The 25,456-nt window shown below is 55.8% G+C and carries 20 protein-coding genes and 1 pseudogene; 6 read left to right on the top strand and 15 right to left on the bottom strand.

Annotated features, from left to right (window positions below; genetic code table 11):
* Positions 1-18: 18 nt before the first annotated feature.
* Positions 19-1,260, top strand: coding sequence for a glycerate kinase (locus L6963_RS05320; RefSeq protein ID WP_237206826.1), 1,242 nt, complete (start codon positions 19-21; stop codon positions 1,258-1,260).
* Positions 1,261-1,289: 29 nt separating this feature from the next.
* Here L6963_RS05320 and L6963_RS05315 read toward each other — a convergent pair whose 3' ends face one another.
* Entirely contained in the window at positions 1,290-2,864 is a 1,575-nt protein-coding gene (locus tag L6963_RS05315) for an AMP-binding protein (protein WP_237206825.1), read from the bottom strand.
* Between the two features lie 156 nt (positions 2,865-3,020).
* Between L6963_RS05315 and L6963_RS05310 the strand changes: the two genes are divergently transcribed.
* The gene (locus L6963_RS05310; RefSeq protein WP_237206824.1) at positions 3,021-3,419 is read left to right on the top strand and encodes an ankyrin repeat domain-containing protein; all 399 of its coding nucleotides are present in this window, start codon (positions 3,021-3,023) and stop codon (positions 3,417-3,419) included.
* 115 nt (positions 3,420-3,534) lie between these two features.
* Here the strand turns inward: L6963_RS05310 and L6963_RS05305 are convergent.
* From L6963_RS05305 to argC, 6 genes and pseudogenes are all read right to left on the bottom strand, one after another.
* A pseudogene (locus L6963_RS05305) lies at positions 3,535-4,023 on the bottom strand (arginine repressor); the annotation flags it as partial.
* A 16-nt stretch (positions 4,024-4,039) separates the two neighbouring features.
* Entirely contained in the window at positions 4,040-4,996 is a 957-nt protein-coding gene (gene argF, locus L6963_RS05300) for an ornithine carbamoyltransferase (RefSeq protein ID WP_237206823.1), read from the bottom strand.
* Between the two features lie 227 nt (positions 4,997-5,223).
* Positions 5,224-6,441 (bottom strand): acetylornithine transaminase, encoded by a 1,218-nt coding sequence (locus L6963_RS05295; RefSeq protein ID WP_237206822.1) that lies wholly within the window; start codon positions 6,439-6,441, stop codon positions 5,224-5,226.
* Between the two features lie 8 nt (positions 6,442-6,449).
* Entirely contained in the window at positions 6,450-7,460 is a 1,011-nt protein-coding gene (argB, locus tag L6963_RS05290) for an acetylglutamate kinase (RefSeq protein WP_237206821.1), read from the bottom strand.
* 13 nt (positions 7,461-7,473) lie between these two features.
* Positions 7,474-8,691 carry a bifunctional glutamate N-acetyltransferase/amino-acid acetyltransferase ArgJ gene (argJ, locus tag L6963_RS05285; RefSeq protein WP_237206820.1) on the bottom strand — a complete coding sequence of 406 codons (1,218 nt, stop codon included), beginning with the start codon at positions 8,689-8,691 and terminating at the stop codon, positions 7,474-7,476.
* A complete protein-coding gene (argC, locus tag L6963_RS05280) occupies positions 8,688-9,731 on the bottom strand; it encodes an N-acetyl-gamma-glutamyl-phosphate reductase (RefSeq protein ID WP_237206819.1) in 1,044 nt (347 codons plus the stop codon). The genes argJ and argC overlap by 4 nt, the downstream gene beginning before the upstream one ends.
* A 399-nt stretch (positions 9,732-10,130) precedes the next feature.
* Here argC and L6963_RS05275 point away from each other — a divergent pair, with 399 nt between their 5' ends.
* Entirely contained in the window at positions 10,131-11,945 is a 1,815-nt protein-coding gene (locus L6963_RS05275) for an AAA family ATPase (RefSeq protein ID WP_237206818.1), read from the top strand.
* Between the two features lie 11 nt (positions 11,946-11,956).
* Positions 11,957-13,981: a hypothetical protein gene (locus L6963_RS05270; protein WP_237206817.1), complete on the top strand. Its 2,025-nt coding sequence runs from the start codon at positions 11,957-11,959 to the stop codon at positions 13,979-13,981.
* Positions 13,982-14,220: 239 nt separating this feature from the next.
* Here the strand turns inward: L6963_RS05270 and L6963_RS05265 are convergent, their stop codons facing one another.
* The 7 genes from L6963_RS05265 to L6963_RS05235 all read right to left on the bottom strand — a co-directional run bounded on the left by L6963_RS05265 (position 14,221) and on the right by L6963_RS05235 (position 21,600).
* Positions 14,221-14,889, bottom strand: coding sequence for a hypothetical protein (locus L6963_RS05265; RefSeq protein WP_237206816.1), 669 nt, complete (start codon positions 14,887-14,889; stop codon positions 14,221-14,223).
* A 235-nt stretch (positions 14,890-15,124) separates the two neighbouring features.
* The gene (pheT, locus tag L6963_RS05260) at positions 15,125-17,677 is read right to left on the bottom strand and encodes a phenylalanine--tRNA ligase subunit beta (protein WP_237206815.1); all 2,553 of its coding nucleotides are present in this window, start codon (positions 17,675-17,677) and stop codon (positions 15,125-15,127) included.
* 3 nt (positions 17,678-17,680) lie between these two features.
* The gene (pheS, locus tag L6963_RS05255) at positions 17,681-18,808 is read right to left on the bottom strand and encodes a phenylalanine--tRNA ligase subunit alpha (RefSeq protein ID WP_237206814.1); all 1,128 of its coding nucleotides are present in this window, start codon (positions 18,806-18,808) and stop codon (positions 17,681-17,683) included.
* 247 nt (positions 18,809-19,055) lie between these two features.
* Positions 19,056-19,481 carry a hypothetical protein gene (locus tag L6963_RS05250; protein ID WP_237206813.1) on the bottom strand — a complete coding sequence of 142 codons (426 nt, stop codon included), beginning with the start codon at positions 19,479-19,481 and terminating at the stop codon, positions 19,056-19,058.
* A gap of 123 nt (positions 19,482-19,604) precedes the next feature.
* Positions 19,605-20,111: a hypothetical protein gene (locus L6963_RS05245; RefSeq protein ID WP_237206812.1), complete on the bottom strand. Its 507-nt coding sequence runs from the start codon at positions 20,109-20,111 to the stop codon at positions 19,605-19,607.
* 110 nt (positions 20,112-20,221) lie between these two features.
* Positions 20,222-20,665, bottom strand: a complete 444-nt coding sequence (locus L6963_RS05240; protein ID WP_237206811.1) for a (deoxy)nucleoside triphosphate pyrophosphohydrolase — start codon at positions 20,663-20,665, stop codon at positions 20,222-20,224.
* Complete coding sequence (locus tag L6963_RS05235; RefSeq protein WP_237206810.1) at positions 20,665-21,600, bottom strand: TrmH family RNA methyltransferase; 936 nt, start codon at positions 21,598-21,600, stop codon at positions 20,665-20,667. The genes L6963_RS05240 and L6963_RS05235 overlap by 1 nt, the downstream gene beginning before the upstream one ends.
* Positions 21,601-21,757: 157 nt before the next feature.
* On the opposite strand from L6963_RS05235, the gene L6963_RS05230 reads away from it, so the two are divergent.
* Complete coding sequence (locus tag L6963_RS05230) at positions 21,758-22,012, top strand: type II toxin-antitoxin system RelB/DinJ family antitoxin (RefSeq protein WP_083093599.1); 255 nt, start codon at positions 21,758-21,760, stop codon at positions 22,010-22,012.
* A complete protein-coding gene (locus tag L6963_RS05225) occupies positions 22,005-22,283 on the top strand; it encodes a Txe/YoeB family addiction module toxin (protein WP_237206809.1) in 279 nt (92 codons plus the stop codon). The genes L6963_RS05230 and L6963_RS05225 overlap by 8 nt, the downstream gene beginning before the upstream one ends.
* Positions 22,284-22,385: 102 nt before the next feature.
* On the opposite strand, the gene L6963_RS05220 is transcribed toward L6963_RS05225, so the two are convergent.
* Positions 22,386-25,442 (bottom strand): type I restriction endonuclease subunit R, encoded by a 3,057-nt coding sequence (locus tag L6963_RS05220; RefSeq protein ID WP_237206808.1) that lies wholly within the window; start codon positions 25,440-25,442, stop codon positions 22,386-22,388.
* Positions 25,443-25,456 lie beyond the last annotated feature (14 nt).

Genomic DNA, 25,456 nt, shown 5'->3' with positions numbered 1-25,456 from the left:
TTTACAAGGAGAAACACCATGACTATGTCCATTCCCCAGCGTATTCTGATCGCACCTTCCGGTTTCAAGGGCTCTCTTGAAGCTGATGTTGTAGCGGACGCCATTGCTTCCGGTATCCGCCGCGTCATTCCCGGCGTCAACACCGTGACCATGCCGATTCCTGACGGCGGCGAAGGCACCGCAAAGATGCTGGCTGGCTCCACCGGCGGCAAGCTCGTACACACCAAGGTCACCGGCCCGGTTGGCCAGCAGGTTCGTTCCCACTACGCCCTGCTCGGCGGGGCTCAGGACGGCGTCGCGGTCGTTGAAATGGCAGCGGCCGCAGGGCTCTCCCTGGTCCCTAAGGATCTGCGTAACCCCGCTGAAACCACCACCTACGGGGTGGGGCAGCTCATTGCTGCGGCACTCGATAACGAAGACGTACACACCGTGCTGGTAGGCTGCGGCGACTCAGGCACCTCAGACGGCGGTGCCGGTGCCCTCTCAGCGCTGGGTGCCCGCATTCTCAACGAGGTCGGAGAAGAAATCCCCCTGGGCGGCGCCCACCTGACCGAGGCTGCGTCCATCGACTACTCCGGTCTGCACCCCCGCCTTTCCCAGGTACGCATCGTCCTGGCTCTCAACCAGCACAACATTCTAACCGGCCCCAAGGGCGTTGCCCGCGTCTTTGGCCCCCAGAAGGGGGCAACCCCCGAGCAGGTTGAACAGCTGGATGCGGCCTTAACCCACTGGGCCAACCTGCTGGAAGAGACCTACGAGACCATGACCGACGGCAAGCTGCACATGGACTTCCACACCGGCGCAGGCACCGGCGCTTCCGGCGGTCTGGGGGCAGGGCTGGCTTTCATCGGTGCCGAGCTCACCCCGCGCTTTGAGGCCCTCATCGACTCCGGCCTGGCCGGCATCAACCTTGATGAAGAAATCCGCCACGCTGACCTGGTCGTTACCGCAGAAGGCGCTATCGACTTCCAGACCCCCAAGGGCAAGGTTCCTGCAGAAATCGCCGCCCGCGCCCAGGGTTCGGGTGCTCCAGTCCTCGCATTGGCTGGCTCTATCGGTAAGAAGGCCTACCGCGTGCACGATGCCGGCATCGACGCTTTCGCCTCGATTATCCCCCTGCCCATGGACCTTGAAGATGCCCTGGTCAACGGTGAAGAGCTGCTGACCGACTCGGCAGAGCGCACCTTCCGCATGATTCTGCTGGGTGCTTCGCTCTCGGCGTCCATGCAGTCCCGCCGGGCGCAGATGGCCGCCGCCTAACCTAACGGGTGAACGGTAGAGGCTCTCCCCTAGGCTTCCTGGGTGAGGGCCTCTGCCAGTACCCGCTTCAAGATTTTGCCGGTGGGCCCCAGCGGCAGCTCCTCTTTGAAAACATAGCGACGCGGGTACTTGTAGGCGGCAAGTTCCCGGCGGGCCAGCTGATCGAGGGACGCGGTCAGCTCGGCCTGCTGCGAAGCGTCCAGGGGTTCGCGCGGCACCACTACCGCCACAATTTCTTCGCCCACAGTTTCAGAGGGCTGCCCCACCACGGCTGCCAGCTGGACAGCGGGGTGGGTGTAGAGGACGTCTTCAATTTCCCGCGGGTAGACGCTGTTGCCGTTACGCAAGATCATGTCTTTGAGGCGGTCAACGATAAAGATGTTCCCCTCATCATCGAGCCGGGCTACATCGCCGGTGGCAAACCAGCGGCCCTTGAGCACCTCGGCGCTCGCTTCGGGGCGGCCCCAGTACCCGGCCATGACGTTGGGCCCGGCTACCCACAGTTCGCCCGCTTCACCGGTAGCCAGCGGCTGCCCCTGCCTATCGACCACTTTCACCTCTACCCCGGGTAGAGCCCTGCCGACAGAACCAATCACTAGGCCGTATTCAGCCCGGTTGAAGGACACAACGGGTGCAGTTTCACTCAGCCCGTACCCCTCGTAGATGGGGAAGGCCACCAGGTGCTCAATATCGGCGTGGACGGAGGCGGGCAGGGCAGCTCCGCCCGATATGCCGAAGCGGACGCGCCCCCGCAGCTGGTGGGTCAAAGCAGGGTCAGTGCCCAGATAGGTAGCCAGGGCACTGTACATAGTGGGAACTGCAGCAAACGCCGTAACTCCGGCAGTTGCACATAGCTGGGCTGCCCCACCCGGGGTGAAACGCGGGAGCAGGGCGATAGCAGCACCCGCTGCAAGTACCGCGTTCATCGATACGGTCTGCCCAAAGGCATGGAAGAGGGGAAGGCCACCGAAGATAACGTCGTCTGCGGTGAAGCCAAAAACATCAACACAGGTTCTAGCGTTCGACAGCATATTGGTATGGGTCAAGGTAGCACCCTTAGGGGCGCCTGTTGTACCTGAGGTGTAGAGGATAACGGCAGCATCGTCCCCGACGACCGCCTGCGGAGCCCAAGAACTCAAGGTGGGAGTATCTACCTCGAAGGTTTCCTCGGGCGCTATAGACTCGATGCGCAGCGAAGCTCCTACCTCGGCAGATACCTGGTCTAATTCCTGCCCAACCCGGGTCCCAGCCGCTGCCACCAAAAGCCGCGCACCGGCGTCCTGAACCTGATAAGCCGCTTCGCGGGCTGATAGGAGCGGGTGCATGGGCACCACAATCGCTCCCAGCGACAAGGCACCGTAGTAGAGGCCCACCATAGCCGGTACGTTGGGTAGCGCCAGCGCAACCCGGTCGCCGGTCTCAACACCGCGGTGAAGGAGCCAGTCACGAGCGGAAGCCGTCAGCAGGTTCAGCTGACGGTAGGTAAAGGTTCCACCCGCCCAGGTTAAGGCTAGGGAATCATCATCTGCCCGCTCCGAAAGTAGGGCTGCAATATTGTGCTGAGGCGATGCAACGAGAGTCTGGTCAGCGTCTTTGGTATCCACGGGTCTGCCTTTCTTCGAGCCTAGCTAGCCCTGCCCATTCTTTCACACCTTCTACCTCAAAACTTCTGAACAAAAGTTCTAAATAAGGCGGGCATGAGCTGTAGGGTGGTCTAGACAGGGTTGCTAACGTGCCTCACTTTTTGAGAAAGTGAAAGTATGACAGATGTGAACCATAGCCTGACCGAGCAGGACATCGACTTCCTTGACTCGGTATTCGATCTGGCACGTGATAACAAGCCGGTAGCCCTCAAATCACTGTTTGACCAGGGCGTACCTGTTGACCTCACCAACGCCAAGGGCGATACCCTGCTCATTTTGGCCGCTTATCACGAACACGCTGACATGGTTCAGCTCCTGATCAATGAGGGGGCCGACCTTGACCGTCTCAATGAGCGGGGCCAGACCGCCCTTGTCTGCGCTACTTTCCGTAACAACCTTCCGATTGCCCGCATGCTTCTCGATGCTGGCGCCGACGAAACCCTGGGGTCGCAAACTCCCGCTGATGTGGCAGAGTTCTTCGACCTTGACGAGATAAAGAAACTTTTTGAGGGGTAATGGGTTAGACCGGTATCACTACCGGGTTTACCTACGCCCACCCCGTTAATTCAGCCCCGGTCTTCGACGATGAAGACCGGGGCTTAACTGTGTGTGCGGTGCCTGCTCAGCGGGGTTAGGCCGCCCACTCCAGAAAGAGGGATGCGACCTTTTCGCCGCCGTTGGGGTCGCGGGTAATGACCATGACGGTGTCGTCGCCCGCGATGGATCCCAGCAGGGGCTCTAGCCCGGCCTGGTCAATAGCTGAGGCGAGGAACTGGGCGGCTCCCGGCGGGGTACGCAGGATGACCAGGTTGGCTGAGGCCTCGGCGGTCACGAGTAGTTCTTTGAAAAGGGAAACGAGGCGGGCGTCGGGGCCTTCCTGGGTGCTACGACGGACGGGGTGGTTAGGCACGGCGTAGATCAGCCCCGACTTTTCGTCGCGCACGCGCTCGGCGCCAATTTCCACCAGGTCGCGGGAGAGGGTCGCCTGGGTGACTTTGAGCCCGTCGTCGGTGAGCAGCTGGGCTAGTTCGGCCTGCGAGCGCACGCGGTGGGTTTGGAGCACCTCGATGATGCGGGCTTGCCGCGCGGTTTTGGTGGAGGGAATCGCCATTGTTTCTTCTCTTTTTCTGGTCGGTTTAGCTAAGAGCGGTGCGGACGTCGGTGGCTAGGTTGGACTCGGCGAGCAGGAAGGCCATGAGGGCTTTTTGGGCGTGGAGGCGGTTTTCTGCTTCGTCGAAGACGACGGAGGCGGGCCCGTCGATGACGTCGGCTGTGACTTCGTAGCCGCGGTAGGCGGGAAGGCAGTGGAGGAAGATAGCGCTGGAATCAGCCCTATTCATAGCCTCGGTGTTGACGGTGTAGGGCTTGAATACTTGGGCGCGGGCTTCTTTTTCGTCCTCTTGGCCCATGGAGACCCAGGTGTCGGTGATGACGACGTCAGCGCCGGCCAGGGCCTGGTCGGGGTCGGTAGTGACCAGGATTGAGCCGCCGGTTTCGGCTGCTCGCTGTTGGGCTTCTGCGACGACGGAGTCGGTGGGAAGGTAACCCTCGGGGCCCGCGATACGAACGTGTATGCCCGCGGTGGCGCCACCGAGCAGGTAGGAGTTGGCCATGTTGTTGGCGGCATCGCCCAGGTAAACCATGGTGAGGCCGGCCAGCTTGCCCTTGTGCTCGCGGATGGTGAGCAGGTCAGCGAGAATCTGGCAGGGGTGGTAGTCATCGGAGAGGGCGTTAATGACGGGCACGCGGGAGTGCTCAGCCATCTCCTCAAGACCCGCCTGGGCGTAGGTGCGCCAGACGATAGTGGAGACCATACGGGAGATGACCTTGGCGGTATCTGAGATGGTTTCCTTATGTCCAAGCTGGGCTTCGCCGGGGTTAACAATCAGGGGGTTGCCGCCGAGTTCTGCGATACCTGCGTGGAAGGAGAAGCGGGTGCGGGTCGAGGTTTTATCAAAGATGACGGCTGCGGTCTGGGGGCCGGCCAGGGGCTTGTAGCCGTAACGGTCCGCCTTCATGGAGGCAGCCAAATCGAGCACCTGCGCCTGCTCGGCGGGGGTGAGGTCGGTGTCTTTGAGGAAGTGGCGGACCACGGTTTTCTCCTAGGGGTAGGGGCAGCGTTTCAGCTGACCTTTCATTATATGCATAGTTACTGATAGTTATGCAGTATGTGAATAGATGGATAGAAGTACACGTCGCGGACGCCCTTCTGCCGACTAACCTTCTCACAGGCTCGCTAGCGCTCGCATGTGATTCATGCCAGCCCCAGCCAGTCGGCGTACAGGGCGGCCGCGACGTGCATCTGCATTTCCATCTGCATTTACTTCTGTCGCGCCTCAGCCAGAATTGCGGGGAAGGCAGCGGTAAACTCTGCTAGTTCGGCATCGGTGATGGTGAGGGCTGGGGCGATGCGGACGGTGCGGGCGTCCGGGGCGTTGACGATGAAGCCGGCTGCCCGGGCGGCGGTCACGAAGGCTGGTGCCAGGGGTGCACCGGAGTTGGTGGTGTCGTCGGTGAGGACGATGCCGATGAGTAGGCCCGCTCCCCTGGTTTCTGCCACACCGTCTAGTTCTTCGATAGCGGCTCTGAAGGTTGAGCCTCGTTGGGCAGCGGAGTCGAGTAGATGTTCAGCTTCGATGGTTTCGAGGGTTGCGGTAGCTGCTGCGGTGGCCAGGGGGTTGCCGCCGAAGGTGGTGCCGTGCATACCGGCTTCGAGGGTGCTGGTGTTGTCTTCGCCGACTACGATCATGGCGCCGATGGGGAAGCCGCCGCCCAGGCCCTTGGCCAGGGTAATGGCGTCGGGTAGGTTTTCGCCGGTGAGTTCACAGGAGTGTTCGAACCAGCGGCCGGTGCGACCCATGCCGGTCTGGACCTCGTCCACGATGAGCAGGGCGCCGCGAGCGCGGGTGAGTTCGCGGGCGCGGGTAAGGTAGCCTGCGGGCAGGGGCAGGACGCCGGCCTCCCCCTGGATGGGTTCGACGATGAGGGCAGCGACGTCGTCGGTGAGGTTTTCTTCCAGGGCTTCGAGGGTGGCCGGAATGTGTTTGACGCCGGTGGGGAGGGGTTCGAAGGGCTGGCGGTAGGCGGGTTTCCAGGTGAGGGATAGGGCGCCGATGGTGCGCCCGTGGAAGCCGTGGTCCAGGGCTAGGATGGTGCCTTTGCCGTGGAGGTTACCGTGGCGGCGGGCGAGTTTGTAGGCGGCTTCGTTGGCTTCGGTGCCGGAGTTGCAGAAGAAGACGCGGCCCGATTCGGTACCCAGGTAGCCCAGCAGGCGATGGGCCAGGGAGATCTGTTGGGGGCTGGTGAAGAAGTTGGAGATGTGGGTCAGGGTTGCGGCCTGCTCGCTGACGGCTTTTACCCAGGCGGGGTGGGCATGGCCAAGAGCGTTGACGGCGATACCGCCGAGTAGGTCAAGGTAGGTGGTCCCGTCGGCGTCCGTCACGCGTGAGCCCTGCCCCGAGACCAGCACCAGGGAGGGGTCGCCAAAGACCCCCAGGAGGTCGTTCCGGTAGTCGGCTAGGAGGTTTTCTTGTGTCATGGGTAGTCCTAATAAGTCACCGGCTTGACCTGGAAGTCAGGGGCCGGGTGGTGCCAGGGGGTGTCGTCGACGTTGTCGGGGGTGAGCTGGGTGCCGATGCCGCGGTCGGTGAAGATTTCGAGCAGGGGCGAGTGGGCGAGGCGTCCGTCGACGATGGAGGCTCTGGGCACGCCCTGTTCTACGGCCTGCAGGCAGGCGCTCATTTTGGGGATCATACCGGAGACTAGGCTGGGGAGCATCTCGCGTAGTTCACTGACGGTGAGGGAAGAGATGAGGGAGTCTTTGTCGGGCCAGTTGGCATAAAGGCCCTCGACGTCGGTGAGGACGACGAGTTTTTCGGCTCCGAGGGCGGCGGCGACGGCTGCTGCGGCGGTGTCTGCGTTGACGTTGAGGATTTCTCCGGTCAGCCCGGCAAGCCCGTGGTTGTGTTCAGGGTACTTTTCGGGGTCGTGCATTTCGGGGGCGACGGAGGAGATGACGGGGATTTTGCCGGCCTGGATCATGGACATGATGGCGGTGGTGTTCACACCGACCACTTCACCAACGAGGCCGAGGTCGACTTCTTGGCCGTCCACCACGGTGCCGATGCGGCGGGCGCGTAGGAGCCCGCCGTCCTCGCCGCTCATGGCGACGGCGAAGGGGCCGTGGGCGTTGATGAGGGAGACGAGTTCGCGGGCTACTTGGCCGGTGAGTACCATGCGGACGACGTCCATGGCTTCGGGGGTGGTATAGCGCAGGCCGCCGCGGAACTCGCTTTCGATGCCGAGTTTGGTGAGCATGGCGGTGATTTGGGGGCCGCCGCCGTGCACGACGACGGGGCAGATGCCGATGGTTCGTAAGAAGACCATGTCTTCGGCGAAGGCGGCGCGGAGCTCCTCGGAGATCATGGCGTTGCCCCCGTATTTGAAGACCATGATTTTGCCCCGGAACTGTTGGATCCAGGGTAGGGCTTCCATGAGGGTTTTAGCTTTTTGTTGGGCGGTGTCGAAGCGGGTGTGGGCGTTTTTTTGCTCTGCCATGGGGATCTTTCAGTTAGCTGGAGTAGGCCGAGTTTTCGTGGACGTAGTCGTGGGTGAGGTCGTTGGTCCAGATGGTGGCTTCGTGCTGGCCTGCGCCCAGGTCGATGTCGACGGTTACTTTGCGGTCTGCGGCGAGGTCAACGAGGGAGCGGTCTTGGCCGATGCCGCCGCCGGTGCAGACCTGTACGCCGTTGATGGTGACGTTGACCCTATCGGGGTCGAAGGCGGCTGAGGTAGTGCCGACTTCGGAGAGGATGCGGCCCCAGTTGGGGTCGTTGCCGAAGATGGCTGTTTTGAAGAGATTGGAGCGGGAGACAGCCCGGGAGACTTCTTCGGCGTCCGCTTCGCTGGCGGCGCCCAATGTGCGCACGTGGATATCGTGACTGGCGCCCTCGGCGTCCCCAATGAGCTGCAGAGCGAGATCCTGGCAGACCTTGGTGAGGGCTTCGGTGAAGACGCCTAGGTCAGGTTCGATATCGGAGGCGCCGGAGCTCATGAGAATAACGGTGTCGTTGGTCGACATACAGCCATCGGAGTCGGCCCGGTTGAAGCTCAAGCGCACCGCCTCGCGTAGGGCGGTATCGAGGTTGTCGGGTGAGACCAGGGCGTCGGTGGTGATGACCACCAGCATGGTAGCCAACCCCGGGGCCAGCATACCTGCGCCCTTGGCCATACCGCCGATCAGGTAGGCGCCGCCCTCTTCAATTTCCACGCCAATAGCGGCCTGCTTTGAGACAGTATCGGTGGTCATGATAGCTTCAGCCGCAGCTAGGGATGAACCGGGGCTCACGCCCAGGGCGGCCGCGGCGTCCTTTGCACCCGCGGTGAGCTTGTCCATGGGCAGGCGCTCGCCGATCAGGCCGGTGGAGCATACCAGCACGTCGCCGGCTGAGATATTGAGCAGGTCAGCAACGAGCTCAGCGGAGGCATGGGTATCTTGGAAGCCGGGGGCACCGGTGCAGGCGTTGGCACCGCCGGAGTTGAGCAGCACGGCGTCCGCCCGCCCGTCGCTGATGACCTGCTGGCTCCACAGCACGGGGGCGGCAGCGAAGCGGTTGCTGGTAAAGACCGCGGCGGCGTTTTTGACCGGACCATCGTTGACGACCAGGGCAACGTCCTTCTTACCCTCAACAGCGCTAATACCGGCGCGGACGCCGGCAGCGCGGAAGCCGCGGGGGAAGGTCACGCCGTGGGTGGTTACGCCTTCAATCTGGTGGATAGTGTCGGTCACGGTGCGAGTCCTTCCTGGAGCAGACCTGCGTTTTCGGGCAGGCCCAGGGCAATGTTCATAGATTGGATGGCACCGCCTGCGGTGCCCTTGGCGAGGTTGTCGATGACGCTGGTGATGATGACGCGCCCGGCGTGCTCGTCGAAGGCCAGTTGCATCTCAGCGTGGTTGGAGCCCTGCACGCTCTTGGTGGTGGGCCACTGCCCTGCAGGAAGCAGATGCACGAACTTTTCGTCGGCGTAGGCGGCCTGCCAGGCTTCATGCAGCTGAGCTTCGGTCACGCCGGGGCGGACGCGCGCGGTAGCGGTGGCCAGAATGCCGCGGGGCATGGGGGCAAGGGTTGGGGTGAAGGAAATCTGCACCTGCTCCCCCGCTACGGTGGAAAGTTTTTCTTCAATTTCGGGGGTGTGCCGGTGGGAGCCACCAACCCCGTAGGGGCTCATGCCGCCCATGACCTCTGCTGAGAGCAGGTGGGGCTTGAGGCTCTTCCCTGCTCCCGAGGTGCCGGAGGCCGCAACAATCACAACATCGGTGGGCTCCAGCAGGCCAGCGGTAAAACCGGGGGCCAGGGCCAGAATGGACGCTGTGGGGTAGCAGCCGGGCACAGCAATCCGTTTGCTCCCCACCAGGTTCTCACGCTGTTTGCCGCTGGGGGTGGGCAGCTCAGGCAGGCCGTAGGGCCAGGTGCCGGAGTGCTCTGAGCCGTAGAACTTGACCCAGGCGTCCGCGCTCTCAAGGCGGTGGTCTGCCCCGGCGTCAATCACCAGGGTGTTCTCGGGTAGCTGGGCTGCAATCTCTGCGCTGGCACCGTGGGGTAGGGCCATGAAGACTACGTCATGGCCACTCAGGGCCTCGGCGGTGGTGTCAGCAACGACCAGGTCGGCGTAGGCGCGAAGGTGGGGGGCAATATCACCCAGGCGGGAACCTGCGGACGAGTGCGCGGCCACGGTTTTCACCTCAACGTGGGGGTGGGTTGCCAGTAGGCGCAAAATCTCGCCACCGGCGTACCCGGTGGCTCCTGTGACAGCTACGGTAATAGTCATAGCACTATATTTGCATGTTTTTACATAGTAGTAAATATTTATGCACTGCGTTTCGCAATGTGAAATCAACTAACAGATTTGGGACCACAGGGACTCAAAACTTAGGAGTTATTCAGATGATAGAAACCACCAACACACAACCTAAACCACAGCGCAACAGGAAAAGAAATACAGCCCCCCCCCCCGCACACCCACGCTCACACCACTACACCCATCTTTGATAGCATTATTCTCAAATTAAAAACTCACTAAAGTATGGACATTTCTACCAAACTCCCCATCAACAACCAAAGTCAGCATATAATATGTTACGAAGCCACGTAATCTAACATTCTATAAATTATGACAAAAATAGAATTAACAATACTGCACTTTAAAAAGTAAAATCAAGGAGATGCAATGAGTGAAAAATCAATATTCTTTGCCGAAATTAAAAACGAAACGAAAAAGGGAGAATATTTTACACATCCCGCAAAAGATATTTTCGATCCTAATAAAAAAATCGAGAGAATCTACATACCTAAAAGAGTTGCGGATGAGCTCTCGATTAAAGAACAAAAACAGAAATACTCAGACGATATTGCCCTCCTTGGCTTCGTCGACTACACCACAGCACCCAGCCCAAGTGCCATCAGCCTGCTCGGCCTTTGGAGCACATCAAGCGACGATGTTAGAAAAATTAGCAATTTTATTGACGTAATCAACCTTTTAGATTTAATAACAAAAAAACCATTAGGAGATAAATTTAGGCAGACTTTCGAAAGTTACATAAAAAATATTGAAAATCATATCCAAAAAAATTATCAACTAATAGAACTGCCCGACGAGCTCGAAGTTCAAGCAAAAGCATTTATTAAGTATTTTCAAAAGAATTTCGGCATAGATTATTCTTTGGAAAATCTCGCAGAGAATATATCTGATATCCATTCAAAGATTTCGGATATAATAGCTAGTTCGAGATCAATCAAAGAACTAGAAAATTCAATAAGAAGCATTCACGCTTTTATAGAAGAAAAAGAAAAACAGATTGAGTCCCTTGAAAAAATTTTGGGAAACGTAAACCAGCGTGAAAAATTGCCAGAAATTGTAAATCTTAAAAAATCAATTGAGCCCGATGATATCAGTAAAATTTGTGAAAATATCGAACTTCACAGAGGCCATATTTTTAGCGAAGAAATAATAAAATTTTTCATATACGGTTTGTATACGCACCAGCTCTTGATATTCTTTGGAGAACCTGGAACCGGAAAGTCATCTTTCGCAAGGGATATCGCCTGGAGTATTGGAGCTAACCTACTTGAAGTTCCTGTACAGCCTAGCTGGTCAGAAGAACAAGATTTATTTGGATACTTTAATCCGGTAACGAATGAATTTATTTCTACTGAATTAACAGAATTTATTCTCAGGGCAAATAGCGAATGGAACAGTCAGAAAGAAAGTTCTCCACTCTTTATAGTCTGCCTCGATGAAATGAATATTTCGCAGGTTGAATACTACCTCGCGACTGTTCTTTCACGCATAGAAATAGATTATCGTAACGATAGCGCCCAAAGAAACATATCACTCTTACCACCTAAATTTGCAGAGCGCTCCTTACAGCTTATTTCTAGTAACAAGATATTATCTAAGGAAGAAGAATCTTCTATATCAAAAATCATAAGATATAAGAATCTTGCTATTACACCTAATATAAGATTTGTCGGCACTATAAATGTTGATGAAACGACAAAGAAGCTTAGTCCTAAAGTTATCGACCGTAGTTTTATAATAAATTTTAATCAACTAGGCGATAATATATCGAAAGCTAGCATCATTGGTAAGAACGATATTACTTCCCCCTCAGCTTCTGCAACCTACGCTGCTAAGATTTTTGGAGACTCTCTGCCCAACTTCTCTTCTTACGATATATCGAAATTACCAGATAGAGTAAAGACCCTAATTAGTCTCTCAAGTTATAGAACAAAAATTGCTGCTGGAGTTCTATGGAACTTTAGGGAAATTTTTAGTATTTCAGAAGAAGAAATGCTTGATATTCTTCTTCACACGAAAATATTGCCTAAATTCGACGGATATCCCTCAGTCTCTGATGACAAGAATATTAAAATAATTGCTGGATTAGTCGAGGGTCTAGACCAAAGCAGTGCATCCAAAATTTACGGAAGAATGAAAGAGGATAGATTTAATACAGGAATTTTCTCCTACTTTAATTTCTAGGTTTAAAAACAATGAATTATTCACTTAATTACGAACCTACGTCAGAAATCACAATTAAAGATAATAGGGCATACAAACAAGCGTACACTGGTGATTGTTTATTTAAGCTTAATTCTACCACTCCTCTTCCCGAGAATATAGACTGCAAAATCTATTCGGAAATCAACTCTATTACTATTAAGAAGGGGAAAAATGGATACTATAAACTAAACAGTAGCTATACGAATATTCCAGGTATTATCTCAATAATATTTGATATTGACGGAGAAATTGTTAAATTCGAGCTTTTTATAGTCCCCAAAGACGCAGTTATGGGCATTAATCAGTATATCAATATGCTCAACTTCTTAGATAGAAATAGAGTCATTTGGGAGGTTGACAACACATACTCCAGTCTTGCACAAAGACAATACCTGTCCCATAACAAATTAGAGAATACACTTCGGCAACTAGAATTTGTAGTTAAGAAGATTGTTAGTTCACCCCAATCTACAGTGATAAAAAGTTACCGAAGCACATGGAATCCATCTAACAAAAACTTTAATAAGAAAATTTTAGTAAGTATCGCATCTGGAAAACAAACTAGCAAAAAAATATCCTATCAATTTTCCGATAACTTTGATATTCCAGAGAATAGATACCTTAAAACTATCCTCACTGAGATACTCAGAAGACTTCTATATCAGTTAGAAATTAGCGAAGGAAATAGCTTTAATAATCAAAATATAGTTAATTCCTACTATGTTGGAAAATCTATTTTAAAATTGCTTGATTCAGGTAAATTTTCACGTGTCAGCTTCGATAAAAACTCTTTTCTGAAAGGTAGAAATTATTTTTTCAGAGATAGTAGGTACAGAACAGCAGTTCTACTAACAAATAATATTTATGACTGGACTAATTGTTATACCTCTGCGATCCACAGTAGATTAGTTTCTAGTACGCCTTTTATCTATCAATCTTTTACATTTTACATTCTGCTAAATTTTTTTATTGATCTCGGGTTTACGCTTGAAAGCTCTAATAGACCTCTATCCCCTCAAAAAACTGATACAAAAGAAATAGAAGTTCGTTTTATGAAGAAACTAAAATCAGTTTCTCTGCATATAACTCTCTTGTATGAGAGTAGTGGCATAATTGACTCTAATAAGCGTCCAGATTTCCAGATTCTTTATTATTACTCTTCGGATGATAAAAAATTTAACAATCTATCCTCTAAAGTATTTTATTGCATTCTAGACTCAAAATATAGGCTGCTAGAGGATACCACGGAATGGGGCGTCCCACATTCAATTTTTGATGAGGCATACATTAAATATTATAAAAAATTTATCGAAGATGTTTCATTCCAAACTAAAGAATTCTCACACGTCGGCTCATATTTGTTGCACCCTACTTCTACAGATGAAAAAATTAAATCTCTGCACTGTGAATCTTCATTTATTTTCAACAAACCAAACTTCGCAATTGAAATAGCTGACCAGGTTATCGCGTCAGATTATTTTTCAAGAAAATATGAAAACAGTGCAGATGAGGATAGAAAAAATTTTTTTGAGCAACCTAGCTATAGATTTGGCGGGCTATGTATTAATGCTTCAAATATAATTGATGGGCCAAATGAAACTGGAGATTTGAGAAGACTTTTTAATTATCTTTTTCATTTTATTCCTTACGATGCAGTTACAAGACCGCCTGAGATGTCTACACCCAGTCGTTTCTCTCTCATCGAGTATGAAAGTATTCTACATCCTGAAAAAAACTCTTTCTGTACACGTTGCGGTTCTGTATCAATAGATGATGATTCATCAGACCATAAGATAAAAGGGAGAAAGCTTAAGTGTACCGACTGCGGATATTCTTTTTATCTTGCATATTGTGGTAACAAAGTGCATCGAGATAGCCTCTCCGAAACTTACCGCCCTAAGCTTATCCATTATGATACTGATAATTTTGGGTTTAAGCCGAATCCAAAATCGCCCTATACCGTCTGTGTTGAATGTGGAAAGACTTACGATGACTTATTCCCACCTCAAAAGTAACTCGATGTCAGCGGCTGACGTAAATTGTCTAGCGAACGATAAAACAGGCGATAGGAGCGGCTTCGAGCGTAAGCCTGTGGAGCCATTTATGAATAATCCCTATAGTTTATAGAAATCCATATTTCTATCGTTCTCAAATATAAAAGGGATGCCTAATCGGATAAATTGGCATCCCTTTTATTTATAATTTATTATTTTATTAATTGAATGTAGTATCTAGATTAGTTTAGGTAATAAACCTAGTCAGGTAATTCAGTGCTTCTACGCTTGCGAATCATCATGAAGGTGCCTGCAACACCGGCGCCAAAGACCAGAATCGCACCGGCCAGGCGGAACATAGCACTGCGCTTCTGGGAGGCTACGGTATCCTCGGTCACCGGTACCAGGCTACCTTCTTCGCCGGTACGAACCACGGTCAGGTTAGCGTCTCCGGTTTGCACCAGCAGGGCATCGACGGTCTCGGGGAAGTCAGCGCTGACGGTACCGGTCTGGGAGCCGCGGAACTCAACAGTAGAACCGGGGTTCACCTGCACAGGATCAGCAATCTCCGAAATGAAAGTCTTACCGGTCATCGCGGTGTTGTCAGGCAGGGTGCCGGTGTAAGTCGCCACATTGCTATCACCTTGCAGGTCGCTGGTGACCTTTTCAAAGGTGCCGGTCATGACCCATGAGCGCCCCTCGTAGCCTTCGTTGGCGCGGGCCTCGTTGAAGGTCCGGATGCCGCCAATCAGCAGGATAATGGCAAAGATGGAAGCCAGAATCATGATACCCGCCGCAGCCAGCTTGGGCCCAAGTGGTCCGCGGGGTTCCTCGTAGTCTTCTTCCTCTTCTGCGAAGGTGAAGAAGTCGTCGGTGCGGTCATCTTCGTCGAAGTTGTCGTGGTCTTCGAGGTAGCGCTGATCGCTCACGGTGCATCTCCAGAGGTTGTGGGTGATTGCCTATACAAAGGCGGAAGTCCATTCTACCGCGTCAGCTCCCAAAAGGCTTATCTGTCTCACCGACCACCCAGCCTTTTCAGCGCCGCCGCCCAGAAAACTGCCCGTCCTCGCTCAAGCACCTGCCCGGCAGGCTAGCTGCGCAGACAAAGAGCCCGGCGGACGCGCGTCCGCCGGGCTCTACCCGAATCTGGGGTTTGTGCGGGCCTTAGGCTCGCTGAACCGCGCCGAAGCGTTCGGCGGCCAGAGCCACACCGGCTTCACGGGCTGCGGAGGCCTCGTCAGCGGTCAGGGTGCGGTCGGTGGCACGGAAACGCAGGGCGAAGGCCAGGGACTTCTTGCCCTCTTCGATGCCGGTGCCGCGGTAGTCGTCGAAGACGCGGACGTCCTCGAGCAGTTCACCGGCGCCCTCAGCCAGGGCTGCGGCAAGGTCAGCAGCCGGGATTGCTGCGTCCACAATCAGGGCGACGTCCTGGTTGGCTGCCGGGTAGCCGGAAATACCGGTGGCCTGCACTGCCTCGCCTGCCTGGGCGATGAGGGCGGTGAAGTTGAGTTCGAAGGCACTGGTGCGCTCGGGCAGGTTCAGCTTGGCCAGCAGCTTGGGGTGCAGTTCACCGGCGTAGGCGATGACCTCACCGGCTGCGTTCTTGAGCACGGCGGTGCGGCCCGGGTGGAAGGCCTGGTGTTCGCCGTTTGCAACGGTGACTTCTACCCCGGCGGCATCGGCTACCAATAGCACAGAGTCCAGGGCATCGCGCCAGTCAAAGGCACGGGCGGTGATTCCCGGGGTTTCCTCGTGCTCAGCACCGGCGAAAAGACCGGCGATGTGGCGGGGCTGGTCGGGAATACCGGCGTTCAAATCTGCCAGAACCTCGTCGGCGGGCTTGACGCCAAGACCGGGGATGGAGGCTGACCCCAGCTGGGTGCCGGGAATAAAGACGGAACCGGTCTCGTAGATGGCCAGGTTCTTGAAGCCGCGGGAGAGGTTGCGTGAGAGCACCTCGGTCAGGCCCGGCAGCAGGGAGCGGCGCATCCAGCCCTGGGCGGACGAGATGGGGTTAGCCAGGCGGATGGAGTCCACCGGCTCACCGGCAACCGGGGAAGCCCAGAGGTTATTGTCTTCATCGGAGACAAAGGGGTAGGCAAAGACCTCGGTCAAACCCGATGCTGCCAGGGCGTTGAGGGCCCGGCGGCGCAGGGTCTGCTCAACAGTGTAGCCGCGGCCGGGAGGGGCCACGGGTAGGGTCGAGGGAATCTTATCGTAGCCCACCAGGCGGGCAACTTCCTCGGTCAGATCTTCCTTAGCGCCCAGGTCGGTGCGCCATGAGGGCACGGTAACCTCGTAAGAACCCTCGGCCACCTCAACGCTGGCGCCAATCTGCTCCAGGGAGCCAACAATCTGCTCTTGGGTGTAGTCGATGCCAATGCGGCCTGCGGTGTAGTCGGCGGGCAGGGAGATGACGGTGGGCTCGAAGCTGCCACCGGCGTCCGTCACGCCCTCATCGGCAGTTGCACCGGCCAGCTCAACCAGCAGGTCAACGGCCCGCTGGGCAGCAGCGGCCTGAATCTGGGGGTCAACGCCGCGCTCAAATCGCTTGGACGCCTCAGATGAGAGCTTGTGGCGGCGGGCGGTGCGAGCGATGGAAACCTCATCGAAACGGGCTGCCTCGATAACGATGCGGGTGGTTGAGTCGGAGACCTCGGTGGAGGCCCCACCCATGACACCGGCCAGGCCGATGGGGCCGGACTCGTCGGTAATCAGCAGGTCTTCGACGTTGAGCTCGCGCTCTTTCTCATCCAGGGTGGTGAGCTTCTCGCCAGCTTCGGCACGGCGCACGGTGATGCCGCCGGTCAGCTTATCTGCATCGTAAAAATGCAGGGGCTGGCCGGTTTCAAGCATGACGTAGTTGGAGATATCCACCGGCAGGGAGACGGAGCGGACGCCCGCCAGGCGCAGGCGGGAGGACATCCAGGTGGGGACGGGGGCAGTTGCGTCGACGCCGCTAACAGAGCGGGCAACGAAGCGGGTGGCGCCGTCCTTACCGTGAATGGGGGCTGAGTCGGTCAGGGTGACGGGCAGGCCCGCGCCGTTGGCAGCGGGTGCCTTGGCGGCCAGGTCGAGGACGAAGTCATCAAAGTCGTTGCCGGTGGCGTGGCAGTATTCGCGGGCGATACCGCGAATGGAGAAGCCGTAGCCGCGGTCGGGGGTTACGTTGACTTCAGCGGCTTCGTCGTAGAGGCCCAGCAGGTCCATGGCGTCGGTGCCGACCTCGGGGTCAAGCCCCAGGGTGGAGAGCACCAGAATGCCGCCGTGGTCCTCACCAATGCCGAGCTCCTTGACAGAGGCGATCATGCCAGCTGACTTGTGGCCGTAGGTCTTGCGGGCGGTAATAGCGAAGCCACCGGGCAGTACAGCGCCGGGCAGGGTGACAACGACCTTATCCCCGGGCTTGAAGTTGTGGGCGCCGCAGATAATACCCTGCACGCCGGACTCTTCAATGCCCTTACCGGTCAGGGTCTGCTTCTGACCCTCGGGCACAACGCGCACCTGGCACCAGTTAACGGTCTTACCGTTGGAGTGGGTTTCGGGCTCCATCGAGAGCACCTGCCCCACCACGATGGGGCCGGTCAGCTCATCGGTCGGGCGGTGAACGTCTTCTTCTTCAAGGCCAACCTTGACCAGGGTAGCCATAACATCTTCGGCACTTGCGTCGGCCGGGACGGGTGCGTATTCACGCAGCCAGGAAAGGGGTACTCGCATGGGTTAGATCTCCATCTTGAACTGCTGTGAGAAACGGACGTCGCCTTCAATCATGTCGCGCATATCCTGCACACCGTTGCGGAACATGAGGGTACGTTCGATGCCCATACCAAAAGCGAAACCTGAGTAAACTTCGGGGTCAACACCGGCTGCTCGCAGCACATTGGGGTTGACCATGCCGCAGCCGCCCCACTCAATCCAGCGGGGGCCGCCCTTGGCGTCCGGGTGCCAGACGTCCAGCTCAGCGGACGGCTCGGTGAAGGGGAAGTAGTTAGGGCGCAGGCGGATCTTGGCTTCTTCGCCGAACATAGCGCGGGCCATGTGCTCCAGGGTGCCCTTGAGGTCAGCCATGGTCAGGCCCTTATCGACGGCCAGGCCCTCAATCTGGTGGAAGACCGGGGTGTGGGTAGCATCGAGCTCATCGGTGCGGTAAACCTGGCCGGGGCAGACCACATAAAGGGGCAGGTCGCGGGAAAGCAGGGAGCGCATCTGCACCGGGGAGGTGTGGGTACGCAGCATCAAGTGGGCGCTAGTGGGCTCCACGAAGAAGGTATCCTGTAGCTCGCGGGCCGGGTGGTCAGGCTTGAAGTTCAGCGAGTCAAAGTTGTACCACTCTGATTCAAGTTCGGGGCCATCGGCAATCTCCCAGCCCATGCCCACGAAGATATCGCACATCTGCTCCTGCAGGACGCTGATGGGGTGGCGGCCGCCAATACGGCGGCGGGGAGTGTGGGCAGTGACGTCCACAGCCTCTTCAACCAGAATACGGGCGTCACGCTCTTCTTCCAGCTGGGCGTTACGGGCCTCAAGAGCCTTGGTCAGGCGTCCGCGCACCTGGCCCATAATCTTGCCAACCTCAGCCTTGTGCTCCTTGGCCAAATCACGCATCTGCTTATTGGCCAGAGTAAAACCGGCCTTCTCGCCAGTAAAGTCCAGGCGCACGCGCTTGAAATCTTCAAAGGTGGGGGTTTGTTCGGCGATTTCCTTCTGGGCCCGCTCAAACTCGGCGGCAAAAGCATCGCGGACGGTCGCCAGACCGTTCTCGGGGTCTTTTTCTAGAATGGCGCGAATGTTAGCCAGCACCTGGAAGGGTGTGGGGTTCTCAGGCACCTCGGGCAAAGAATCAGTCATCTGCACTTCTCTTCACAATGTGGGTTTCGGGCGCTTACCGCGCCCAGGGCATCAAGACAATAGTTTAGTGCAAATACCGACCGGGCGCTGTGGCTGTCTAGCTAGTGAACGATGCGATTCTAGTGAGAAAAGACTTACCGGAAGGTGAAGCAGGCTCGCGCTCGCTGCCGACCCTCTCGCTGGTTCGCTGACGCTCACAAGCGATTCACGCCAGCCGCCGAGCCAACAGCTTCGCTGCGAGCCTGCTTCACCTTACCCTCTCGAAGAAAGCCCGAGCGCTAGGAGTAAAGGTTAGGGCAAGCCAGGTGAGGTTGGCTAGGGACCACACCAGGAACCCGGTCATAGCCATTGGGCCGACAGCAAGGGGCGTAACCCAGATAAGTGAAAGAAGCGAAACAGTGCTGATGACAGTACAGACAAACCCGAGCAGATTAGCGGCTCCTGCTTTTTGCCAGGTGCCGGTGCGGCGGATAACCCAGATATACAGCAAAGAGGTGAGGGCGATTGAAATAACAGCACTCACGATTCCCCGTGTACCGCTGATATCAAGGGAAGTAACCGTTAGCGTCAGGTAAGCGATACCCGACAGCACTAAAATGCCCTGCATTACTCGGATAACCGTGGGCACCTCTCCCCTACTAAAGGCCAGTTGCTGTTTCTCTTTGTCTTTCATGAATCATCAGCCTCCTTTCTTTCAGGGTAGCGACCAGTCGGTCACGGTTCAAGATTATGAAGTTCGCACAGAAATGGGCCCTCCGGATCAACCGAAGGGCCCATCACAGCTAGAAGATAAGGTCTAGCGCAAGATTGAAGCAACAGACTTATTCGATACCGCAACAATCCAGACGATGGCCAGAACCAGCCACAGAACGCAGAGTGCAACAACAATAATCGAAATGTAGATTGAGCCCAGCGCCGAGAAGGCTGCGCCAAGAATTCCCAGACCCGCGAAAACATAGCCGGTGATGCGACCAGCCTTTTTGTACTTAGCCATAAGGAAGTACACCAGAGCAAAAAGTGCCAGACCAATAACGGTTCCCGCCACAGTGGTCACGGGGTTTTGGTCGGTGGGCACGGTCTCACCGAGCACATCGATAGTTGCGGGTGTCAGCACGTAGCCTAGTACCTGCACCAGCAGGTAAACAACAGCTGTAGCTAAGAGAATGACCTGTGAGCGTTTGTGCTTCTGCTCAGCGTCGGGAGCTACCGGCTGCTGCCCGAATCCGGGCTGGCCACCCATATACATGGCCTGGGTGTCGTTCGGTGCGGAGTGGTCGTTAGTTCCGTAGGGTGTCTGCGACATGTCTAAACCTCCATGTGAAAGATGTGTTGCGTACTACACACTATACCGGAGGGGAAAGTCAGATGCCTTATTTTTCTGCTGGGGCGAGTTCTATGACGCTTCGCTACAGCTTAAGCGGCGCGGACGCCCGCCAGCAGCTCCTCGACAATAGGAAAGTCAGCGGGAATCCAGGGCAGCTCCAGCACCGTGGCATCAAGCTGGACCCAGCGTAACTCAGCGTGGTCTTGTAGGGCGGTGGCGCGTCCGTCCGTAATTTCTGCGAACCAAACTCGCATAGCAGCTTTCTCGTTCAGCACCCAGCCCTGGGGGTGGGGGCCGACAATCTCGGTACCGAGCTGGGCGGTAACACCCAGCTCTTCACCCAGTTCACGGAGCAGGGCGTCCTCGCAGGCTTCACCGGGCTCAACCTTGCCGCCGGGAAACTCCCACAGGCCAGCCAGCGCCGGTGGGGCCGAGCGCTGGCCCACCAGCAGGCGGGTAGGGCTGGTCAAAGAATCGACGATAGCTGCCCCGACCACCTGCACCGGATAGACGGCAGTAGGCTGTTCTCCCACTAGTCGCCCTTGCGGTTCTGGGCCAGGGAGGAGGCGAAGAGGCAGACACCAGCTGCCATGCCGACATTCAGCGACTCGGCGGCCCCGCGCAGGGGAACGGCCACACGCAGGGAGGCGGCAGCCTTTTCTTCATCGCTCAGGCCCGCCGCTTCGTTGCCGAAGAGCCACATGGTGGGCTTGGCCAGGTCATACTTGACCTTCTTACGGGGTTCGACGCCGTTGCGCAGGGCGAAGGCGGCGTCCTGGAGGTCATCTAAGGAGACTCGGCCGTAGCCGTCTGCTGCAAGCACGCCGATACCCTGGGCTTTGGCGTCCTCGGCGAAATCTTCAAGGTCGATGCCCTGGATCACGGGTACGTGGAAGAGGGAGCCTGCGGTGGAGCGCACCGCCTTGGGGTTGTAGAGGTCAACGGAGCCCTTGGTGGTGACGATCAGGTCAGCACCGGCAGCATCAGCTGCCCGCAGGATAGTGCCTGCGTTGCCCGGGTCTTGCACGCGGGCCAGGACGGCGATGAGCTTGGGGTTGATGGCGCCTTCGCCCCAGATGTCGGAGGGGGCAATATCGTTCTGGAAGGCAACGGCGATGATGCCCTGGGGGCTGACGGATTCGGCCATGGCCGCGAGGACGGGCTCGGTCACCATGCGCATGAAGACCTTGCGGCCGGGCTCGGGGGTGGGGCTGCCGTGGGCTTCTTCGAGCAGGTCGACGATGTCGGGGTGGCGGTCGAAGGCGCGTTCGGTGATGTAGACGGCGTCGAGCAGGGGCTTGGCCTGGTGGGCTTTGAGGGCTTCGCGGACGGCCTGCGGCCCCTCGACCAGGAAGTGCCCGGTTTTGGTGCGGGCTGCCCGGGTGGCAAGTTTGGCGATGTCTTTGACGCGGTCTGCCTGGGGGTTTTCCATGACGACGGGGGTGCTGAGGCGTTCTTTGAAGTCCATAGGTTCTATTGTCTCACGGCTTGTTTGTTGGCTTGTGGGTTTGTGGGGAAGGACGCGGTGGGGTGGAAAGGAGAAGGAGGTATGGGCCGCACCCTTTCCAGTTACCACTGGTAAGACATACAATGAGTACACATTGAATATACGAAAGGTGGACGTTATGGCTACTAGTGTGGTGAATGTTCGTTTGGATGAGCAGACTAAGAGGGACCTTGAGGTCTTGTGTCAGGAGCTGGGAATTACGGTTTCTGCTGCCTTTTCGATGTTTGCGAAGAAAATGACTAGGGAGCAGAGGATTCCCTTTGAGGTATCGATTGATCCGTTTTATTCCGAGGCTAATGTGAGTATGTTGCGCCGGTCGGTTGCTCAGGTTAAGGGAGGTAATCTCACAGAACGCGAGCTTATTGATGAATAAACTGTGGTCAGATGAAGCTTGGGAGCAGTATGTTTACTGGCAGTCTGAAGATCGAAAGACTCTCAAACGTATCAATGCCCTCATCAAGGACATCACACGGAACGGACCATTTTCTGGTATCGGGAAACCTGAGCCCTTGCGAGGGGAGTTCTCTGGGCTATGGTCGCGACGAATTGATCAGACGCATCGACTGGTTTATGAGGTTACTGAGCTTGACGGGCGTACCGTCCTGGTTATTTATGCCTGTCGAACTCATTATGGGGATCATTAGCTTGGCTAACGAATTAGCTGGTAGTCTTTATTTTAACCGTTCAGCCCGCACCACCTCTTAGAGGCGGTAGCGGGCTGGATCTCTTTTAAGCTGAAGGTATACCTAGCTTATGATTTCGCTGAATCGCTCGTAGAACCGCTGTAAACGGTTAATAAGGCGTTCCTTACGTGCAGCACGACTTTCGCCGTTTGCGGGTCGGGCAAAGCGGGATCCGGTGCCCTTCATCAGTCGACCAATGCGTTCACCGTGGGTAGGTACTCCCCCGGCCAACCATGCATCTGCTACCAGCGATCGTGTAGGCTCAGGGTCTAGCTTTTCCTCTTCAATGATCTTGTTAAGTTCGGCTGATGACTGTTCTTGAACGTGTTTCTTCCATTCGCCCTGAACGTCGTCCTTGTCGAAGGAAACCTTGTTGAGGAAGTCTTCGATGAGGTCCTTTTTGTTGTGCAGGGTGGGGCTTGAATCGATGGCACGGTTAATCTGCGAGCGCACTTCCTCATCGGTCCCGTTGCTCTGCCGGTACTGTTCGACCAGCATGAGAATATGGTCCACACCGACCGAAACCTGTTTGATGAGTTCGATTTCGAAGATAAGGTCTTCAGTAATATCAACAGGACTGTTCTCGCTGCGTTCCCGCATACTGCGGTAGATATCGAGGTAGTGCGATTGGTAGTCTTGCACGTCGCGTGGAGCAAGAGTGTCGTCAGCTTCAAATTCGTCAAAGGCTGACAGGATATTCCGGAGCTTCAGTACCTCACCGAAGAGCTTGACGAACTCTTTCTGTGCTTGTTCGCCGAGACCCCCTGAGCCCAGCGCGTCGAGGGAGAAGTCTTTCTGCAGGGCTTCAAGGTTTTCACGGTAGGTTTCGAGGTACTCTGCGTAGGGTTTGAGCAGGACGGTGGCACGGGCGTCTTTATTGCCGAAGAGGGCGAGCGCTTCATCGGTTTCGGTCTCGAGGTTTCGGAAGCAGACGATGTTGCCGTATGTTTTGACCGAGTTGAGAATGCGATTGGTGCGGCTAAAGGCCTGAATCAGACCGTGGGACTTCATGTTTTTATCGACCCAAAGGGTATTGACGGTCTTGGAGTCAAAGCCAGTGAGGAACATATTGACCACGATAAGCAGGTCTAGTTCCCGGTTCTTCATTTTCTTTGAGACGTCCTTGTAGTATCTGTCGAAGCCTTCGCCAGTCAGGTCGAAGGACCTGTCAAATATCTCGTTGTAGTCAGATACGGCCTCTTGTAGGAACATAAATGAGCCCATATCGAGTTCGCTGGGGTTCAGTGATTCCTCTGCAAGGAAGTCATCTGAGTCGTCATTATTTGGTGCGGCAGAATAGATAACTGCGATCTTGAGGGGTTCTATACCGTGCTCTTCTAACCGCTGCTGTTGAATTTTTTGGAATTTACTGTAGTAGACTCTAGCCGCGTCGATGGAGGCGGTTGCCAGGATTGAGTTGAACCCTTCAAGGCGCTTGTCTTTGAGCTGGTAGGTTTCGTTGCGCTTTGTTTTTTGGTCGTAGTGGTCGAGGATGTAGTGCACGATACGTTCGATGCGTTCGGGTGAGCGCATAGCGGCTTCTGCTGCGATACCGTAGACCTCTGTGTCTTCTACACCGTTTGCGAGTTTGACGCTGTTATTGTATTCGACGCGGAAGGGCAGCACATTCTTGTCACCGATAGCGTCGACGATGGTGTAGGTGTGCAGTTTTTCGCCGAAGGCATCCTGCGTGGTGCGGAGTTTGACGTTCCCGCCGCTTTTTGCGTTGGCGTCAAAGATGGGGGTGCCGGTGAACCCGAACATGAAGTATTTTTTGAAGTTGCGAGTGATTGCTGTGTGCATGTCGCCGAACTGGGAGCGGTGGCATTCGTCGAAGATGAGGACGACGGGTTCAGCAAAGATGGGGTGGCCGGGGTTCTTCTTGATGAACTGGTCGAGTTTTTGAATCGTGGTGATAATGATTTGGGCGCTGGGGTCTTCAAGCTGACCTTTGAGAATCTTCGTTGAGGTATTGGAATTCGCGGCGCCCTTTTGGAAGGCGTCGTATTCCTTCATGGTCTGGTAGTCCAGGTCTTTGCGGTCGACGACGAAAAGGACCTTGTGTACGGTGTCGAGGTCTTTGGCGAGCTGGGCTGTTTTGAAGCTGGTGAGAGTTTTGCCGGATCCTGTGGTGTGCCAGATGTAGCCGCCGGCCTCAATGGTGCCCTGTTTTTTGTAGTTGGTGGCGATGAGGATTTTTCGCAGGATTTTTTCGGTGGCCACGATCTGGTAGGGCCGCATGACCAGGAGGTCTTTGTCGACGGTAAAGACGCAGTAGCGGGTGAGGATGTTGAGCAGGGTGTGCCGAGCAAAGAAGGTTTTTGCGAAGGGGATGAGGTCGCTGATTCGCTTGTTGGTGTCAGTGGCCCACCAGCTGGTGAATTCGAAGGAGTCGGCACTAGCCTGACGACGGCGACGCTGTGATCGCTGGGAGTCTACGTGCTTGTAGCGGACGGTGTTGGAGTAGTACTTGGTTCTGGTGCCGTTGGAGATAACGAAGATTTGAATGTAGTCGTAGAGGCCGGAGTCTGCCCAGAAGGAGTCTTTCTGGTAGCGGCGAATCTGGTTGAAGGCTTCTTGAATTTCGACCCCGCGGCGTTTGAGTTCTACGTGGACGAGGGGTAGGCCGTTGACCAGGACGGTCACGTCGTAGCGGTTTGAGGCTGCTCCCCCGTCGGTGACGTACTGGTTGATGACTTGCAGGGTGTTGTTGTGGATGTCGCGGCGATCAATAAGTTTGAAGTTTTTGATGGTGCCGTCGTCGAGGACGCAGGGTTGGATGGGCTCACGTTGGATGATGTGGGTTTTGTCGGTGTGGCTGGCGGTGGGGTTGGCTACGACGGTTATGTAGAAGCGTTCCCATTCGGCGTCGGTGAGCTGGTAGTTGTTAAGTTTTTCGAGCTGGGTGCGCAGGTTGTTTTTGAGGTCTTCTGCGGTGCGGAGCGGAAGGTAGTCGTAGGCCTGGCCTTGGAGGGTTGCGATGAATTCGGCTTCGAGCTGGGCTTCGGTTTGGTAGGTGAGCTCCTGGTTGGCTATGACAGGGATTTCGCTGGCGACGGTGTGCTCTTCGGTGAGCAGGATGGGGGTAATGGTGTTGGCTGGGTTGTGCTTGATGGCCATGGCTGTTCTTTCGT

Source organism: Rothia nasimurium (assembly GCF_928392795.1).
Taxonomy (GTDB): Bacteria; Actinomycetota; Actinomycetes; order Actinomycetales; family Micrococcaceae; genus Rothia; species Rothia nasimurium_F.
The sequence above is the reverse complement of the archived record's forward strand: the minus strand, read 5'-3'. Positions and strand labels throughout refer to the sequence as shown.